The organism is Flavitalea flava (genome assembly GCF_054461575.1).
The window spans coordinates 245,184-261,248 of the sequence record NZ_JBTLQH010000002.1 but is presented as its reverse complement, the minus strand read 5'-3'; the positions used below and the strand labels follow the sequence as shown (position 1 = coordinate 261,248).

The 16,065-nt window shown below is 45.1% G+C and carries 14 protein-coding genes; 7 read left to right on the top strand and 7 right to left on the bottom strand.

From position 1 onward, the window contains the following. The first annotated feature begins 70 nt into the window (after positions 1 to 70). Both ACX0G9_RS03595 and tilS read left to right on the top strand, forming a co-directional pair. Complete coding sequence (locus ACX0G9_RS03595) at positions 71 to 382, top strand: hypothetical protein (protein ID WP_459063481.1); 312 nt, start codon at positions 71 to 73, stop codon at positions 380 to 382. Between the two features lie 80 nt (positions 383 to 462). After that, on the top strand, positions 463 to 1,911 hold the full coding sequence (gene tilS, locus ACX0G9_RS03590) for a tRNA lysidine(34) synthetase TilS (protein WP_459063480.1): 1,449 nt from the start codon (positions 463 to 465) through the stop codon (positions 1,909 to 1,911). On the opposite strand, the gene ACX0G9_RS03585 is transcribed toward tilS, so the two are convergent. The 4 genes from ACX0G9_RS03585 to ACX0G9_RS03570 form a co-directional block, all read right to left on the bottom strand. Then, positions 1,891 to 2,505, bottom strand: coding sequence for a rhomboid family intramembrane serine protease (locus tag ACX0G9_RS03585; protein WP_459063479.1), 615 nt, complete (start codon positions 2,503 to 2,505; stop codon positions 1,891 to 1,893). The genes tilS and ACX0G9_RS03585 overlap by 21 nt on opposite strands. A gap of 99 nt (positions 2,506 to 2,604) precedes the next feature. Next, entirely contained in the window at positions 2,605 to 3,078 is a 474-nt protein-coding gene (locus ACX0G9_RS03580; RefSeq protein ID WP_459063478.1) for a 23S rRNA (pseudouridine(1915)-N(3))-methyltransferase RlmH, read from the bottom strand. A 31-nt stretch (positions 3,079 to 3,109) separates the two neighbouring features. Beyond that, on the bottom strand, positions 3,110 to 4,594 hold the full coding sequence (locus ACX0G9_RS03575; RefSeq protein ID WP_459063477.1) for a sensor histidine kinase: 1,485 nt from the start codon (positions 4,592 to 4,594) through the stop codon (positions 3,110 to 3,112). Between the two features lie 147 nt (positions 4,595 to 4,741). Beyond that, on the bottom strand, positions 4,742 to 6,304 hold the full coding sequence (locus ACX0G9_RS03570; protein ID WP_459063476.1) for an ATP-binding protein: 1,563 nt from the start codon (positions 6,302 to 6,304) through the stop codon (positions 4,742 to 4,744). 332 nt (positions 6,305 to 6,636) lie between these two features. Between ACX0G9_RS03570 and ACX0G9_RS03565 the strand changes: the two genes are divergently transcribed. From ACX0G9_RS03565 to ACX0G9_RS03555, 3 genes are read left to right on the top strand one after another with little or no spacing between them, the layout of a single operon-like run. Next, positions 6,637 to 8,013: a chloride channel protein gene (locus tag ACX0G9_RS03565; protein WP_459063475.1), complete on the top strand. Its 1,377-nt coding sequence runs from the start codon at positions 6,637 to 6,639 to the stop codon at positions 8,011 to 8,013. A gap of 8 nt (positions 8,014 to 8,021) precedes the next feature. Further along, positions 8,022 to 8,981 carry a helix-turn-helix domain-containing protein gene (locus ACX0G9_RS03560; protein WP_459063474.1) on the top strand — a complete coding sequence of 320 codons (960 nt, stop codon included), beginning with the start codon at positions 8,022 to 8,024 and terminating at the stop codon, positions 8,979 to 8,981. Positions 8,982 to 9,038: 57 nt separating this feature from the next. Further along, positions 9,039 to 9,764, top strand: coding sequence for a hypothetical protein (locus tag ACX0G9_RS03555; RefSeq protein ID WP_459063473.1), 726 nt, complete (start codon positions 9,039 to 9,041; stop codon positions 9,762 to 9,764). A gap of 3 nt (positions 9,765 to 9,767) precedes the next feature. Here ACX0G9_RS03555 and ACX0G9_RS03550 read toward each other — a convergent pair whose 3' ends face one another. Together ACX0G9_RS03550 and ACX0G9_RS03545 are read right to left on the bottom strand one after the other, a co-directional pair. Next, positions 9,768 to 10,448, bottom strand: a complete 681-nt coding sequence (locus ACX0G9_RS03550) for a Crp/Fnr family transcriptional regulator (RefSeq protein ID WP_459063472.1) — start codon at positions 10,446 to 10,448, stop codon at positions 9,768 to 9,770. Positions 10,449 to 10,471: 23 nt separating this feature from the next. Beyond that, entirely contained in the window at positions 10,472 to 10,849 is a 378-nt protein-coding gene (locus tag ACX0G9_RS03545) for a thioredoxin family protein (protein WP_459063471.1), read from the bottom strand. A gap of 271 nt (positions 10,850 to 11,120) precedes the next feature. Between ACX0G9_RS03545 and ACX0G9_RS03540 the strand changes: the two genes are divergently transcribed. Both ACX0G9_RS03540 and ACX0G9_RS03535 read left to right on the top strand, forming a co-directional pair. Continuing rightward, positions 11,121 to 11,906, top strand: a complete 786-nt coding sequence (locus tag ACX0G9_RS03540) for a DUF1223 domain-containing protein (RefSeq protein ID WP_459063470.1) — start codon at positions 11,121 to 11,123, stop codon at positions 11,904 to 11,906. Positions 11,907 to 11,996: 90 nt separating this feature from the next. Next, on the top strand, positions 11,997 to 14,426 hold the full coding sequence (locus tag ACX0G9_RS03535) for an ABC transporter permease (RefSeq protein WP_459063469.1): 2,430 nt from the start codon (positions 11,997 to 11,999) through the stop codon (positions 14,424 to 14,426). Between the two features lie 50 nt (positions 14,427 to 14,476). On the opposite strand, the gene ACX0G9_RS03530 is transcribed toward ACX0G9_RS03535, so the two are convergent. Next, positions 14,477 to 16,063 (bottom strand): sigma-54 interaction domain-containing protein, encoded by a 1,587-nt coding sequence (locus ACX0G9_RS03530; protein WP_459063468.1) that lies wholly within the window; start codon positions 16,061 to 16,063, stop codon positions 14,477 to 14,479. Positions 16,064 to 16,065 lie beyond the last annotated feature (2 nt).

The window sequence follows — 16,065 nt, the reverse complement described above, 5'->3', positions numbered from 1 at the left end:
TGCAACTAAAACAAAGATAAGTTTTGTAAAGATAATCAAGGCATTATTTTAAAAAAATTTTCATCCATATATGGACCGTATTGAGAAATTAAAACAATTCCTGGCCGACAGTCCGCAGGATTCATTCGTTAAACATGCATTGGCCCTGGAATATGTGAAGATCGGGCAGGACGCAGCGGCACGCAGCTTATGGGAACAGGTGCTGGAACATGAGCCCGGATATATCGGATCGTATTATCACCTGGGAAAATTACTGGAACGGACCGGCGAAAAAGAAGAGGCTGCTGCCTGTTATGAAAAAGGAATGGCAGCTGCAAAGACGGCCGGGGATGGGCATGCGTATAACGAATTACAGGCGGTCTATGAAGACCTGACAGATTAAAAAAAATGGTAAATTCGCAGCCGGTTGATTCGGGCCAGTAATCCGAAACCGGATAATTCCCATTCGCTTTAAATTTTTCAATGGACCTTCTTTCAAAGTTCAGAACATTTGTAGCAAAAGAAAAGCTGTTTTCTTCCGGAGATAAACTCCTGCTGGCTGTCAGCGGGGGAGTGGATTCTGTGGTTTTATGCGAACTCTGTTACCAGGAGGGCTTTGATTTTTCAATCGCTCATGCCAATTTCCTTCTTCGGGGGGCAGAGAGCGACAGGGATGAGGTATTTGTCCGCCAATTGGGGATAAAATACGGCAAAGAGGTCCTGGTCAGGAATTTTGAAACGGAAAAATATGCTGCGGAAAAAAAAGTATCGATCCAGGTTGCTGCCAGGGAGTTAAGGTATAACTGGTTTAAGGAAATCCTTTTCACAGCAAAAGTGTCTGGTCCTGCCTCCGGATCAGCCCTTCGATATATCGTGACTGCCCATCATTTGGATGATAATATAGAGACCCTGCTGATGAATTTTTTCAAGGGAACGGGCGTTGCCGGTCTGCGGGCTATTCTTCCCAAAAAAGGCATTCTGGTGCGTCCGCTACTGTTTGCAGAAAAAGAGGACCTGGTCAGGTTTGCCCTCGGTCATTCACTGACCTGGGTGGAAGACAGTTCCAATGCATCCGATAAGTATACCCGGAATTATTTTCGTCACCAGGTGATCCCGCTGGTAAAAGAACTGGTACCCGGCGCCTTGCAGAATCTGGGGGATAATATTACCCGTTTCCGCGAGGTGGAGACCCTCTATCGTCAGTCCGTTGAGCAACATAAAAACAAACTTTTGGAGATCAGCGGCAACGATGTTCATATTCCGGTACTGAAATTGAAAAAGTCGGAACCTTTGTCTACACTGATCTATGAGATCATTAAAGAATATGGGTTTTTCCCTTCACAGGTAGACGAGGTGATCGGGTTACTCGATAGCGGATCGGGAAAGTATATCCGGTCTGCCACCCATCGGGTATTGAAAAACCGCAACTGGCTGATCATTTCTCCCAACCAGGACAAGGAGACAACAAATATCCTGGTTGAGTCCGTTGAGGATAAGGTGTTTTTTGCCGATGGCGTGCTGGAATTGGCCTACCTTCCGGAGAAGGATGTCGAAATAGAATTGCAGAAACTACAGCAGCTGCTTCAAAAATCAGAAGGCAAAGATACTCTCTCTTCTAAAAAGGGTGCTTCAGGCGTCAAAAGCCGGGGGACAAATCCTGTTGCGCTGCTGGATGCAGCATCGATCCGGTTTCCCTTATTATTACGAAAATGGAAACAAGGCGATTATTTTTACCCGTTGGGATTGAGAAAGAAAAAGAAACTGGGGCGTTTTTTTATCGACAACAAACTTTCTTTGGCTGAAAAGGAAAAAGTCTGGGTAGTGGAAATGAATAAAAAGATCATCTGGGTCGTAGGGTACCGGATAGACGATCGTTTCCGCATCACTCCGCAAACCCGGCAGATCCTGGTACTAAAATCTGGGCTGGCTTAATTCGTTCAGGAAAATATGGACTACACTTGGACGAAGGGCGATCGTAAGGAGCACTCCGAACAAGGCTCCCCAGAAATGGGCGTCATGGTTGACATTATCTCCCCCTCGTTTGGACATATAGGCAGAGTAGACCAGGAACAGTACGGAATAGATAATGGCGGGAACAGGCACCACGATTACATAAATAGTTGCCCAGGGTCTTAGCAGTACAAAGGCGAAAAGTACGGCACAAACCCCACCCGACGCGCCCAGGCTTCTGTAATTATAATCATCACGACGTTTCAGATAGGTAGGGATATTGGCAACGATCACCGCTCCCACATAAAGGATAAGGTACCAGTAATGCGGCAATCCCAGTTCCCCCATATAATGGGCTTCCATAATCCGGCCGAAGAAGTACAGGGTGATCATATTAAAGGCCAGGTGCATAAAATCGGCATGGATCAGACCGCAGGTAATAAAACGGTAATATTGATGCCGGATACTGATTGCCGGTGGCCAGAAGATCAGGTCATCTATTATTTTGTTATTTTTAAAAGCCGAAGCAGAAACAAGGCAGGTAAGAATAATAATAGAAAGGGTAATCGTGAACATTGAAATTTTTGCTAAAGATAAAGGTTTTATCTGCAAGGGTCAACACCCGGTTTATTGTGCAGATTGTTAATTTTTTTTGCACAATTATTACGCATGTTTTTACACATGATGATATTTCTCATTCCTCAGAATGGTACAGGCGCGATAGACCTGTTCGGCCAGGACCAGTCGTACCATCTGATGCGGAAGGGTAAGCTGGGAAAGGGATAACCGGTGATCGGCCCTTTTTAATATGGCTTCACCCAGGCCATATACGCCTCCGATCAGGAAAACCAGGATTTTCCTGCTTTCATTGGCCCTGGCCTGGATAAATTGGGCCAGCCCTTCGGACGTAATTTCTTTACCCTTTTCGTCCAGCGCTACCAGGTAATGATCTTTTGTTATCCATTCCAGGAGCATAGCCCCTTCTTTTTTCTTCAGATCCATTTCCGATAACATTCCTGCATTCTTCAGGGTGGGAATGATCGTCCATTCCACGGGATAATACCTGGATATCCTTTTAGTAAAGTCATCCACCCCCGTCCTGACATAAGGCTCATGATTTTTTCCGATGGACCAGAATTGAATTTTCATTTAGGCGAATGTAATGGAAATAATAATGCGTTCATTCGTCAAAGACTTCTCCCAAAGGAATGACCTCTTCCCTGACCGGTAACGTAAAAGAAAAAATACTTCCTTTGCCGGCTTCGCTTTCAATGTGCAGCTTTCCTCCGTTGCGGATCAGGAATTCTTTAGATAAGATCAATCCAAGACCGGTACCGGATTCTCCAACGGTTCCCTTGGTCGTGTAATAATTATCTTCGTTGATTTTTTCGAGCGCATCGGAAGCGATTCCCATACCCGTATCCTTTACATATACTTCCACCCCTGAAAGCATTTTATAAACCCCGATGGTTACCTTTCCTTTTTCCGGAGTGAACTTGATCGCGTTGGACAGCAGGTTGCGCAGGACCAGGTTCACCATGTCCCGGTCGGCATAGGCAAAGGCAGGTGTATCGGTTGGCTGGAGGATCTCGATCTTTTTGGCTTCGGCCTGCAATCTTAGCAACTGCGCTACTTCGGTAACACACTGTGTGATATCGATCACCTGTGGTTTAACAGCGTCGGAATCCATCTGGCTCCGGGCCCATTGCAGCAGGTTTTCCATGAGACTTGTCGTAAAGGTAAGTTCGTTCACGATATCCGGCAGCATACTCTTGATCTCTTTGGCAGGAAGATCGTATTGCTGCATATTCCGGAATAGATTACGCAAGGCGTAAATGGGTGATTTAAGGTCATGAGCGATTATGGAGAACAATTTATTCTTGAGGGCATTCAGCTCTGTTAATTCATTGGTTTGTATCTGCAGCAGTTTTTCATTTCCGGCGATCTCCTCCTTTTGCCGGAGAATGCTATGCTGGTAACGGGTGTTTTCTTTCTTAATAAGGAAAAGACCGTAGAAAATAAAAGAAATGGCCAGCAGCTGATTAAAAAAATAAAAATAGATATTAACCTTAGCCAGCTGGTACGTATAATTTTTGCAAACCACCGCCAGCACAAAATAGCTGACCATGGACAGGCCAACGGCAAACAACATTTCACTGATCTCCTGTAAAAAGAACACAGAGAGGATGCCGTAAAGGATAAAGGATAATTCCACCCCTAAGTTCATTCCGCTCAGGTAAACGATACAGGTGGTAAAGGGGTATAGAACAAAATAGGAGACCAATGCGATATAATGATAGAAATGCGCATTCAGCCAAAGAACCAGGATACTGATACAGGCAGGAATGCAGGCGGTCACCCAGGCAAGGGCGGGCAGTTTTTCATTATTGATCAGGCCTGCAATGGGAACAAGTATCCCGGTAACAAGCTGCAGAAAATTGAGTTGATTGAAAATGCCCAGTTTCCTTTTTTCATAATCGTCCATGGCAGGAGTGAAACCGATGGCTTTGATATTTTCAAGAAAAAGAAGGGAGTTAAGACGGCTGGGAATGATTTTCTGGATCAGTAGCTGCGCTTTTTGCTGAAAGACGGACCCTTTCTCCGCAAGCGAAAAGGGTTTGAGCCGGCTCTGAAAAATAAGCGGTTTCTGCGGAGCGAGTTTCATGGAAATATGGAATAATAAGTAGCGTTAAGCACCAGCCTTGATATGCACACTCCAAAATATGTATTTAAATCTGAAAAGGCAAGCCTTAGGGGGAAAATATCCATTTTAAGGAGATCCTGGGCTATTGACTCTGTAAATGATTGATTTTTAGGTAAATTGCTCAGCCTTGTACTTGATTTCCCCTTGCGAAACGGCCAAGGCAAGCAGCCATACTTTTCTGCCCTTGTGGAGCTCGGTTTCGTAATATCTTTTGTCTTTGATTTGGTTCATCCCTTCATCAAGAGCTGATTCCAGCAATTCACTGTTTTTGGCATATTTGAGTTCCGTAATATAAACCAATCCTGGAAGTTTTATGATCAAATCAGTTCTGCCTTTATCCGTATGAACTTCAGACTGACCGGGTATACCCATTAAGAGCAGGGTAAGTTGTAACAACGCGTGATAATGCGCTTCGTAAGGAAGATGGGAATCGTAGGTTAGATGTGCAAGCAGGAGTCCAAGATATTTAATTGCCCCATCCAGATCTTCTTGTTCAAGCCCCCGACGAATTCCTTCCACATGATTTTTTACTTCGTATTCGGGTTTGTCCGTCAACCGGGATAATAAAAAGTTTGATAAGGAAAGCTTGACCTCATTATTGGGAATTTCCAACAAATAGTTATCTCCAACTCTTTTTTTGATCGTCAAATAACCTGTTTGGAAGAACAGAGGAACCGTATCCATCCGTTCTAAGGTTTGACTATCGGAAAATTCCCGGTTGACTATAATGGACTGTTCCAATACAGGAGAAAAATCCCGTCGTTTTTCCATTAATTCCAATAAGAAGGTAGGAGTTCCTGTCCGGAACCAATGGGGATCAAATTCTCCACTATCCAATAAGAGCAGGGTAGAAAAAGGATTGTATACAAACGTTTTTCCATCCCAGGAATAACCATTATACCATTCTTTTATTTTTTCCAAAACCTGTTTCCAATTAAGGGATTGTTGAATGGCCAATTGTTCGATGTAATCTTTAAAGTTAGCTTCCAACTCAGCCTGTGTATATCCGCAGATACCTGAATAACGTTTATCCAGGGTCAGGTCTTTTAAATTATTCAACCCCGAGAAAATCGAAACCTGGGCTATTTTGGAAACCCCGGTTAGAAATACAAAATGCAATTTATCAGACTTAGTTTTGATAACAGTGTAGAAATTTCGAAGTATCTCACGTATCTCTGCAGCTAATTCAGGTTTGGGTAAAACATCCTGAATTGGTTTATCATACTCATCAACTAATACTACCACTCTTCGGCCGGTTTTTGAATACATTTTATCAATTAGCTCAAATAAACGATCACCAGGTAAAGAAGAGTTAATTTTGATTTCTGCGTATTCTGCTTCAAAAAGAATGCGGTAAGACAATGATTCCTCAAATTTTTCAGCAGACCTGGTTTCCAAACCGCTCATATCCAGGTGAATTACAGGATGCTGGTTTTCCCAGCTTACTTTATCATAGATATAAAGGCCTTCAAACAACTCTTTTTTTCCTTCAAAAAATGCTTTAATAGTAGAAAGGAGAAGAGACTTCCCGAATCGCCGGGGACGAGACAGGAAAAAGGCGCTTCCAGAGTCCTTCAGCAGTTGAAGTATAATGGCCGTTTTATCTACATAAACACAATCCCTGCTTATTAGTTTCTTGAAATCTTGTTCTCCAATCGGTAATCTTTTCATGCAAGAATATAACTTTCAAACAAAAATAGCCATTAAATTGCTCTTTTTGGGTTAATAAAGCTGAACGATTTGCTTTCGCAAGGAAAATGGCATTCTGCCAGATTGAATATCATAGTGCCTTATGCCTCATACTAAACAACCTGTTAAGAAAGCCTCCTGTAAATCCTCTTTATTAATTTTTGTATTACCTTCTTTTCTGGCCTTTTCTGTTTTCCGTACTTCAGTCCCTCGATCTTTAAGGTTAAAAACGAATAAAAACATTATTAAAAATCTGAATCCGTCTTATAGCATGGAGGGATGGTTATATTTGCACTATTCTTCAACCGAATACTATGCAATTCATCAGGAAAGTCCGTGAATCGGGTAAGAGAATATTTGACAGGATCCGTAGTGAAAAACTGAAAAAGAATATGCTCCAGGCCATTCCCTTCTGGGTGGCATCCCTGGCTACGGGGCTGGCTGCTGTAGTTTATGCCCGGCTTTTTGCCCTTGCCGAAGAGGGCAGCGCTTATATCATTCATGCCCATTTGTGGCTGCTTTTTATGGTGACCCCGGTTTGTTTTATTACCGCCTGGTACCTGGTCAAACGGTTTGCACCCTTCGCCAGAGGCAGCGGCATTCCGCAAGTCATGGCAGCCCTGGAACTGGCTAATCCTAAATACGATACAAAAGTGAACCGTTTGCTGAGTCTGCGGATCTGCTTTATAAAAGTTGTCTCCAGTCTCACTATGGCCCTTGGTGGGGGTGTAATCGGCAGGGAAGGCCCGACCATTCAGATCGCAGGCTCCATCTTCCGGAAAGTAAACGAATGGCTTCCGGCCTGGTGGCCAAAAGTCTCCAAACGCAATATGATCATGACAGGAGCTGCTGCCGGTCTGGCGGCTGCCTTTAATACCCCTTTAGGGGGTATAGTATTTGCCGTAGAGGAGCTGACCCGTACACATATCAGCTATTTTAAGACGGCTCTTTTCACGGCAGTTATCATAGCCGGTCTGACGGCTCAGGGTTTGATCGGCCCCTATTTGTACCTCGGATACCCAGATGTCAGCCATCTTTCAGGCTCCGTCTTTTTTGCGGTGATCCTGGTGGCTATCATCGCCGGTCTTGCCGGAAGCGGGATCTCGAAACTGATCCTGAATATCTTTCGTTGGAAGGCCGGTTTCAGCACTACCCGTCAGCATGTATTTTATATTTTGGGTTGCGCAGTAGTCCTGGCTTCCCTGGCCTTTTTTATAGATGAAAAAGTTTTGGGTTCGGGAAAGTCATTAATGACGACGGCGCTTTTCACGCATGAAAAATATACAAGCTGGTATGTGCCGTTACTACGTCTGGCAGGGCCGGTATGTTCTTTTACAACGGGTGCTGCCGGCGGAATATTTGCACCTGCCCTTAGTGCCGGGGCCAGCATCGGCTCCTTGTTATCGGGCTGGATGCATCTTTCGGATACCAATACGAATCTGCTTATTCTTTCAGGCATGGTCGCTTTGCTTACCGGCGTTACCCGGACCCCGTTTACTTCGGCGATCCTGGTTCTGGAAATGACCGACCGGCATAATGTGATCTTTCATCTGATGCTGGCGGGAATGGTGGCCAGCCTCGTATCCATGTTGATTGACAAACATTCCTTCTATGATCATCTTCGTTACCAATATGTTCATGAATTACTAAAGGATGAAGATCCGGAAAAAGGAGCCATAAAATCGCCGTAACTTGTAGTATGATCCTGCATGAATTTCCCAATCTGAGCTGGCTGAAGGACCAGATAAATTCCGGTTTTTCGAACCGGCGGGGATGGGGAAATCATGACCTTGGTGCAGCAGGCTTTCCGAGCGTGATCATTAATACCTCTGCCACCGAATGCTACCGCCCTGATGTAAAAGGTCCGCTTTCTCTTTTTCTTAATCTCAAGGGCAACAGTTTGTGTACGGTGGATGGGAATACAAGGGTGGTCAACGAAGGCCATTATTTTATCAGCAACCAGGCCCAATCATATACCCTGCAAATTGAAAAGAGCGAAACCTTCAATATTCATTTCGGGGATTATTTGGCAGATAGGGTGTTAAATGCCATGCTGACACCGGCTGACAGGGTCCTGGATAATGGAGCAACGACCGACAACGGATCATCGGGCGGGTGTAATCCTGTTTCATTTATTCCACAATTATACAGGCGGAACAAAGATTTTGATAAGTTGATCAATGGCTTACTTGTTTCCTATCAGGAGCATGGTTTTCAAAAGCTCCTGTTTGAAGAGCAGCTATCTTCACTGTTGGTGTACCTTCTACAGCAACACCGGCAGATCTTGGGGAAAGTAGAAAAGTTACCGCCGCTAAAACAATCGACGCGCCTCGAATTATACAAACGTTTATCATCTTCCATTGATATTATTCATTCTACCCTCCTTTTCCGCGATCTGGATTTAGAGACGCTTTCTTCGACCGCCTGTCTTTCCAAATATCATTATCTGCGTCTTTTCCGGCTTGCCTATGGGTTGACTCCGCATCAATATATCCAGGAATTGCGGATAGAAAAAGCCAGGGATTTATTGGCCTGCTCAAACATCCCTGTTTCGGATCTGTCAGATTCTCTGGGGTTTGCCAACCCCCAATCATTCAGTCGTCTTTTTTTTCAACGTGTGGGACTGTATCCATCCCATTTCCGGGAGATAAAAAAATAGCAATTTTGGTTATCTGCCTTACCGGGATTTCGCATCATCTTTGTGGAAACACTGCAAATGCAACCCAAACTGATACCGGCGCTCTTTTTTATAACCCTGACCGTTGTTTCTTATGGCATTTTTTTAAGGGGATTACGGATGGTTCTTGGACGCACCTCCTGGGAAAGACATAGACAAAATAAGATCTTTACCGCCTCAATCCTGTTGGTCGCCGGATGGGCCATCCTGCTAAGTGTATTATCCCTGCGTGGTTTTTTTGCAGATTTTTCCCGTTTTCCCCCAAGGCTTGCCCCGGCCTTGGTCATTCCCCTGGTGATTGTTTTAACCATAGCCTTTTCAAAGACCGGAAAGGAGTTGCTGAAAAATACGCCGCCCCAATGGTTGATCTACCTGCAGACTTTCCGGGTATTGGTGGAAATTGTAATATGGATATTATTTATGAAAGGATTACTTCCCGTGCAAATGAGTTTTGAAGGCAGGAATTTCGATGTCCTTTCTGGCCTACTGGCGATCCCGGTTGGTTTTTATTGCCTGGTTAAAAAGAGCTGGTCTCCCAGGTGGATACTTGTTTATAATATAGCAGGCCTTCTGCTTTTAATAAATATTGTAAGAATATCCGTATTGTCTATGCCGACCCCCTTCCGTTATTTTCACAACGAACCGGCCAGCACCCTGATCGTAGAATTTCCTTTTGTGTTTCTGCCGGGTTTGCTGGTGACGCTGGCCTATACGCTCCATATCTTTTCCCTGCGTCAATATGCGGTCACACGGTCAAATAAATAAAGATCAGTGCCATATCCCTGTATCATTCAGTTCGATTCGTTTGCGGTTGTAAAAAAGAAGACCGGAATCTCTAAGTTCATTGAACAAAACATTGACACTTTGCCGGGATGTGGCGATAACTCCTGCAATATCACTATGGGTCAGATAATTGGGAAGGATGATTTTGTTTCCAATCCGGTTGCCATCACTATGAGCCCAGTTTTTTATAAAGCGGATCAGCCGGTATTTGGCATCCCGGAAAACCAGATCGGAATGACGGTCTTCCAGTCTTCTCAATTTTTTATTTACCGAATGCGCAAAATCCATGGCCATCAGTGGATGATCTTCCAGTATCCGTTTAAAATCGGCTATCGGGAAAGAGCCGACGAGCGTTCCTGCCGTCAGGGCTATGGCATACTCATCCGGTGAAGCACTTCCGTCAAGGCTCAGATCGCCGAAAATATCGGGTGCAGTCAGAATATCTTTTGCCAGTTCATTGCCCGTTTCGTCATTAACGGAGATTTTGACCTTGCCTTTCAGCAGCAGGCAGATCTTATGGTAGGACCCTTCCCCGTAAGCACATATCTCTCCACGCGCGTAGGTCTTTATTTTTAGCAGCGGACTGATGGCGTCCGTCTTTTCCTTATTCAGATGGGCGAATAAGGGATGATCCTGGTATGGGGATGACTTTATTTCCTGCAACATATGGCCGTGTTTTAAAAATTGGATTATTTTCTATTCTTCAAGGCGTTTTCGATCTTGCCGGTCAGGATATTCTTGGCCGTCAAACCAACTGCATGATCTATTACTTCCCCTTGTTTAAAGAAAAGAATAGTAGGAAATTCCTGCACACCAAAGGTTTTGGTTATTCCGGTTTCGCGCTCTGCGTCAATCGAAAAGAAACCGGCTTCGCCGGAATAGGATTTTGCCAGGTCTTCAAAGACAGGAGCAATGATCTGGCAGGCCCCGCTCCAGGTAGTTTTGAATTGTACCAGGGATAACCGGCTGTTTTCCAAAACTTCTTTTTTGAACCACCTCTCTCTTATTATCCTTGCCGCAGGTCTGATTGCCTTTGGTGTACCTGTCGTTGTCTTGTTTTTTGTCATGTTTTCGGTCTTTAATACCCTATCTATAGCCAATCGACATGCCAGAAAAAAATAACCGGTGAGGAACAAGATTGTATCCCTTGATAGTAAAGGGTTTTACGAAAACCTCCCGGCACGGCTAATCTACCTTCGGGCCCTCCGGCATTCCCAATATATTGGGAATTTCACAATAGGATGGGAATTTTTAGTTTGTCGCTTTTTTACAAAATAACTGTCGGAGCATGATTTAACTTTACTCAAAATAATCAACCCGAAATAATTAACCCGAATCATGAAAAAGCTACTATTTTCATTTTTGCTGTTATTACCCTTTCTATTTCTTCTCGTTACCGGCTTTGTCCATCGGGGTTTTAAGCATCCCGGAACTAACCGTCAAGCTTCAGGCAGTTTAATGTATGGCGGCTATGCGGTTGTGGAACTCTTTACTTCAGAAGGATGTTCCAGCTGCCCTCCTGCGGACGAGGCTCTGGCCAAAATGGACAGCATTTATAAGGGAAAAGTTTTTGTGCTGAGTTATCATGTGGATTATTGGGATAGAGGAGGCTGGAAGGATGTTTTTAGCAGTGCCGGTTATACGCAGCGGCAATCCGAATATGGGAGTATTTTTCACCAGAACAGTATATACACCCCGCAAGCAGTGGTCAACGGGACAGATCAATTCGTGGGGTCGGATGAGAAAAGATTGAAGGAAGCCATCGAAGGGGAACTGTCCCATACCACCAACAAGAGGCTGGCCTTGTTCGCAAGATCCAAAGATGGAAAAAAAGTAAAGGTTGGCTATTTTCTTCGCGACAGTATCGATGTTATTCTGCAGGTAGCCCTCGTGCAACTCCATGCGCAAAGCCAGGTACTGAAAGGGGAAAATGAAGGCCGTCTGATGCGGCATATTAATGTGGTGCGTGATTTTCAATCCATTCCATTAAATGGTGGGCGAGGAATGGACGGGGAACTAAGAATTCCGGAGGGGCTGACGCCTAAAGATTGTAAAGTGATAATTTTCGTCCAGGAAAAAGAAAGCCATCATATCCTGGCTGTGGAGGAGACGTTAATTAAATAGAGTACACCCATTGTATCATATCCGAACGCTCCAATCATCTCCTGTAAAATAAAATACTGATCTTTAGTATCTTACAAAACCGGCATTTTTTTGGCAGCCATTCCCGATATGCTCAAGAACTTCTTTATCATCGGCATCCGTCATTTGATCCGGCACAAACTTTTTTCCCTGATCAATATTTTTTGCCTGGCGATCGGGATCACCTTTTCCCTGATCATAGGGGTATATGTTATCGGGCAGGAAAAAGTAAACGGAAGTCTCAGCAATGTTGCCGACCATTACCTAATAAAAAGCAATTGGAAGGTTAAGGATATGGGTCTGGAATTTACAACCTTCGGGCCCCTTGCACAAACGATAAAAGAAGAATATCCCCGTTTGGTGAGAAATTATTACCGGTATAACCCGGTTGCTACCGCCGTGTCCGTGGGCAATGAACATTATAAGGAAAATATTGCCATTGGCGACACAACCCTGGTGACGATGTACGGGTTTCCGGTATTGTACGGCAATAAGGACCGGGCCTTCTCCGATCTGAACTCGGCAGTCATTACCGAATCGGAGGCGCAAAAATTGTTTGGAAAAAAAAACGCCCTCGGCCTTACCTTCAGCATGGAGACTACCTTGAATGGAGAAGAACAAATATACAGGATCTCGGCAGTGCTAAGGGACATTTCCTATAATTCCGTAACCGGATTGATCGGTACGAATTACAATATATTCGTGCCTTCCATAGGGAACCGTTTCTATCAGGGAGGCGATCCCGCCCAATCCTGGGGTGGGGCCTATGAGATCGGGCTGATCGAGTTACAACCGGGGGTTCGACCCAAAGACCTGGAAGTTCCCTTCAAACAAACTCTGGCAAAATATACGAAGTCTCCCGTTCCGGAAAACCTTACCGTGGAATTAGCTTCCATAAACAATTATTATATCAGGGACAACAATGCATCCGTTCAGAAAATGATAGCGACCCTTTCCCTGATCGCCTTTTTCATATTGGTGATGGCCATTATCAATTTTATCTGTCTCAATATCGGCACCTCTTCTTACCGGTTAAAAGAAATCGGCTTACGGAAAGTTTTCGGGAGTCGAAAAAAACAACTGATCCTGCAATTCATGACCGAAGCATGGATACTTACTTTACTGGCGGCGCTTTTATCCCTGGCCGGCTACCAGATGCTAAGACCCTTTTTTGATGCCGTATTAAATACGAGCCTGCCTGCCATCCTGGAATTTTCAGGGATCAGTTTTTTGGCGTTATCGGGTTTGGTGGGGATCATCGGGCTTATGGCCGGTATTTACCCGGCATTTATTATGAGTTCCTCGAATGTAGTCAATGCCATAAAAGGAAAAGCAGATACCGCAAAGGGCGGCGTATACCTGAGAAAGTCCATGCTGATTCTGCAATTTACGCTCGCCATCCTGGTTTTTATCATTGCCCTGAATGTTTCCCGGCAGATCAGTTTTGTGTTCAATAAAGATCTTGGCTATCATAAGGAACAGGTGTTGGTTTTAGGCGCTTATCCTAAACAATGGGATTCGGTGGGCGTAAGCAAAATGGAAAATATTAAAAAGAGTTTATTACAGTTGCCGGCGATAAAGAGTGCTTCCCTGTCTTTTGAAATTCCTGAACGGAAACCTCCGGTTACGATCGGCCTGCTACCCTATGGGAAAGGTGGCAATCAGCCATTTATGTTATCCTCCATTAATGCGGATGAGGATTATGCCAGGACCTTTGGTCTGGAGGTAAAAGAAGGTTCTTTCTTTTATCAGACCGGAACTTTTATATCGGGTCAGATCGTCCTGAATGAATCGGCAGTAAAGGCCCTGGGCCTGACTCCGGGAGAGGCGACGGGCAAACAGATAGAATTTCCTTCGGCAAAGGCGACATTAACGGTAGCTGGGGTAGTAAAGGACTATCATTATTCAAGTCTGCATAACCAGATAGAACCATTGGCTTTTACGCATGTAAAGGATGGCCGGAATTACCGCTACCTGACGGTTAAATTAAATACCCCGGCTATGGCAGATGCCGTAGAGGCCATCCGGCAAAAATGGAGAACTATTTCTCCTTCGGCTCCCTTCGAATATTTTTTCATGGATGACAAATTTCAGTCCTTATATCAATCCGAACTGCAACTGAAAAAGGCGGCGGGTATTGCTACAGTGCTTAACCTGGTCATCGTTTTCCTGGGGATAATCGGCGTAGTAGCCTTTACGCTTACCCGACGCAGCAGGGAAATGGCGGTGCGTAAGGTTCTGGGTGCGAAGGTTCCGGATATCCTGTCCCTGTTCATAAAAGATTATGCCTGGCTGATCCTTATCTCCAACCTGGTGGCCTGGCCGCTTGCCTGGCTGTTGACGGATAAATGGCTGGAAGGTTATGTATACAGGATCAGACAGGACATAGGGCCATATCTGTATGTCGGGGTTTTTATATTTGCCGCCGCTTTTATCATAATAAGTATGCAATGTTTAAAATCCGCAAGGGCCAACCCGGTAAGGGATCTGCGGGCGGAGTAGAGCCGGAATGCCCGGGAATAAAGCATGGATATAAAGTGGTTGAATGTTCCTTAATTCCGCTTAATCCCCCATTTTTTCATGCGGGCTTCCAGGGTCGTAGCATTGAGCCCCAGGATTTTCGCCGCTCCTTTCTCACCGCTTATTTTCCAGCCGGTCTTCTGAAGGGCCTGCAAAATATGCTCCTTTTCGACTGTTTCAAGGGGAAGGAGTGCGGCAGCGGGTCCACTACCTTTTTTTTGGATGGGGATCCAATCTCCATATTCCAGGGTTTCCTTACGGCTAAGGATCAACGCTCTTTCGATGATGTTTTCCAGTTCCCGGATATTTCCGGGCCAATTATAGATCATTAGGGCTTCCATGACCCTGGATGGGATATGGGTGATCTTTTTGCCGATCTTGGTTTCATGTTTCTGGCAGAAATGTTTTACCAATAAGGGAATATCTTCTTTCCGCTCACGGAGCGGAGGGCAAAGGACCGGAAAAACATTAAGCCGGTAAAAAAGATCTTCCCGGAATTCTTTTTTTTCTATGGCCTGTTCCAGGTTGCGGTTGGTGGCGGCGATCACCCGGACATTTACCCGCATGGTCCGGGGATTACCCAGTCTTTCGAATTCTCCTTCCTGCAGGACCCGCAACAATTTTGATTGCAGTTCTACCGGCAGTTCTCCGATCTCATCGAGAAAGATAGATCCCCCGTCAGCCAGTTCGAAACGGCCGATCTTTCTGTCCAGGGCTCCGGTAAAAGCACCCTTCTCATGGCCGAATAATTCGCTTTCGATCAGATTGGCCGGCAGCGTGGCGCAATTGACTTTGACGAGGGGTTTGCGGCTCCGTTTGCTGATATTATGAATCGCCCTGGCCATTAATTCCTTGCCGGTTCCCGATTCACCCAGGATCAACACCGTAGCGTCGGTAGAGGCCACCTGTTCGATTTGTTGCAAGACCTTATGAAAGCTTTTGCTTCTGCTGACGATCTCATCAAAATTATGGTTCATCCGGATCTCTTCCTGCAGGTATTTATTTTCCGCCTGCAATTGATTCTTCAGGGATTCGATCTCCTTCAACCGGGATAATAATTCCGTATTGGCAATCTCCAGTTTTTTCCAGGCATGGAGCCGGTCTATCTCCGCTCCGGCCCGGGCTGCAAATATCTTGAGAATCGCCGTTTGGTTTTGTTCCTGGGTCATGGGGGCCGGATCGAAGGCGGCTATATGCCCGATCACTTCACCGGTACCCGGGTGATGAATAGGAACGCCAATATAGGACTCGTTCCCTCCTGTATCCTCATCGGGAAATTGTTTTTGCAGGGCGGATGCACAGAAATAATCATTTCCCTTTCCCCGCATGATGATTTCACAAGGCGTGCCGGCCAGATCATATTCTATCGATTCCAGCAATTCCTGGCGGTCTGTATAAGCGAGGGTGCGTACCCGGGTCTTTTCTTCGTTGGTGCATTCGGTAACGATCGCATAACGTACGTTAAGGGTGGAGGTGATATATTTGGCCAATTCCCGGAAATAATCCACTCCGGTGAAACCGGCCGTTTGTTCGGCCAGCGTAAGCAAAATATCCCCTTCTGATTTTACTATGGTATAATCAGTCTTTTTTGGTATTGCCGCTTTCTGTGTTTTTGCCAAAA

What these genes read in the sequence shown, in the direction of transcription:
- ACX0G9_RS03545 (WP_459063471.1), bottom strand. Translation starts at nt 10,849, where the DNA reads ATGACAAAAAACAAGACAACGACAGGTACACCAAAGGCAATCAGACCT.
- ACX0G9_RS03560 (WP_459063474.1), top strand. Translation starts at nt 8,022, where the DNA reads ATGATCCTGCATGAATTTCCCAATCTGAGCTGGCTGAAGGACCAGATA.
- ACX0G9_RS03570 (WP_459063476.1), bottom strand. Translation starts at nt 6,304, where the DNA reads ATGAAAAGATTACCGATTGGAGAACAAGATTTCAAGAAACTAATAAGC.
- ACX0G9_RS03550 (WP_459063472.1), bottom strand. Translation starts at nt 10,448, where the DNA reads ATGTTGCAGGAAATAAAGTCATCCCCATACCAGGATCATCCCTTATTC.
- ACX0G9_RS03585 (WP_459063479.1), bottom strand. Translation starts at nt 2,505, where the DNA reads ATGTTCACGATTACCCTTTCTATTATTATTCTTACCTGCCTTGTTTCT.
- ACX0G9_RS03595 (WP_459063481.1), top strand. Translation starts at nt 71, where the DNA reads ATGGACCGTATTGAGAAATTAAAACAATTCCTGGCCGACAGTCCGCAG.
- ACX0G9_RS03555 (WP_459063473.1), top strand. Translation starts at nt 9,039, where the DNA reads ATGCAACCCAAACTGATACCGGCGCTCTTTTTTATAACCCTGACCGTT.
- ACX0G9_RS03580 (WP_459063478.1), bottom strand. Translation starts at nt 3,078, where the DNA reads ATGAAAATTCAATTCTGGTCCATCGGAAAAAATCATGAGCCTTATGTC.
- ACX0G9_RS03575 (WP_459063477.1), bottom strand. Translation starts at nt 4,594, where the DNA reads ATGAAACTCGCTCCGCAGAAACCGCTTATTTTTCAGAGCCGGCTCAAA.
- tilS (WP_459063480.1), top strand. Translation starts at nt 463, where the DNA reads ATGGACCTTCTTTCAAAGTTCAGAACATTTGTAGCAAAAGAAAAGCTG.
- ACX0G9_RS03540 (WP_459063470.1), top strand. Translation starts at nt 11,121, where the DNA reads ATGAAAAAGCTACTATTTTCATTTTTGCTGTTATTACCCTTTCTATTT.
- ACX0G9_RS03565 (WP_459063475.1), top strand. Translation starts at nt 6,637, where the DNA reads ATGCAATTCATCAGGAAAGTCCGTGAATCGGGTAAGAGAATATTTGAC.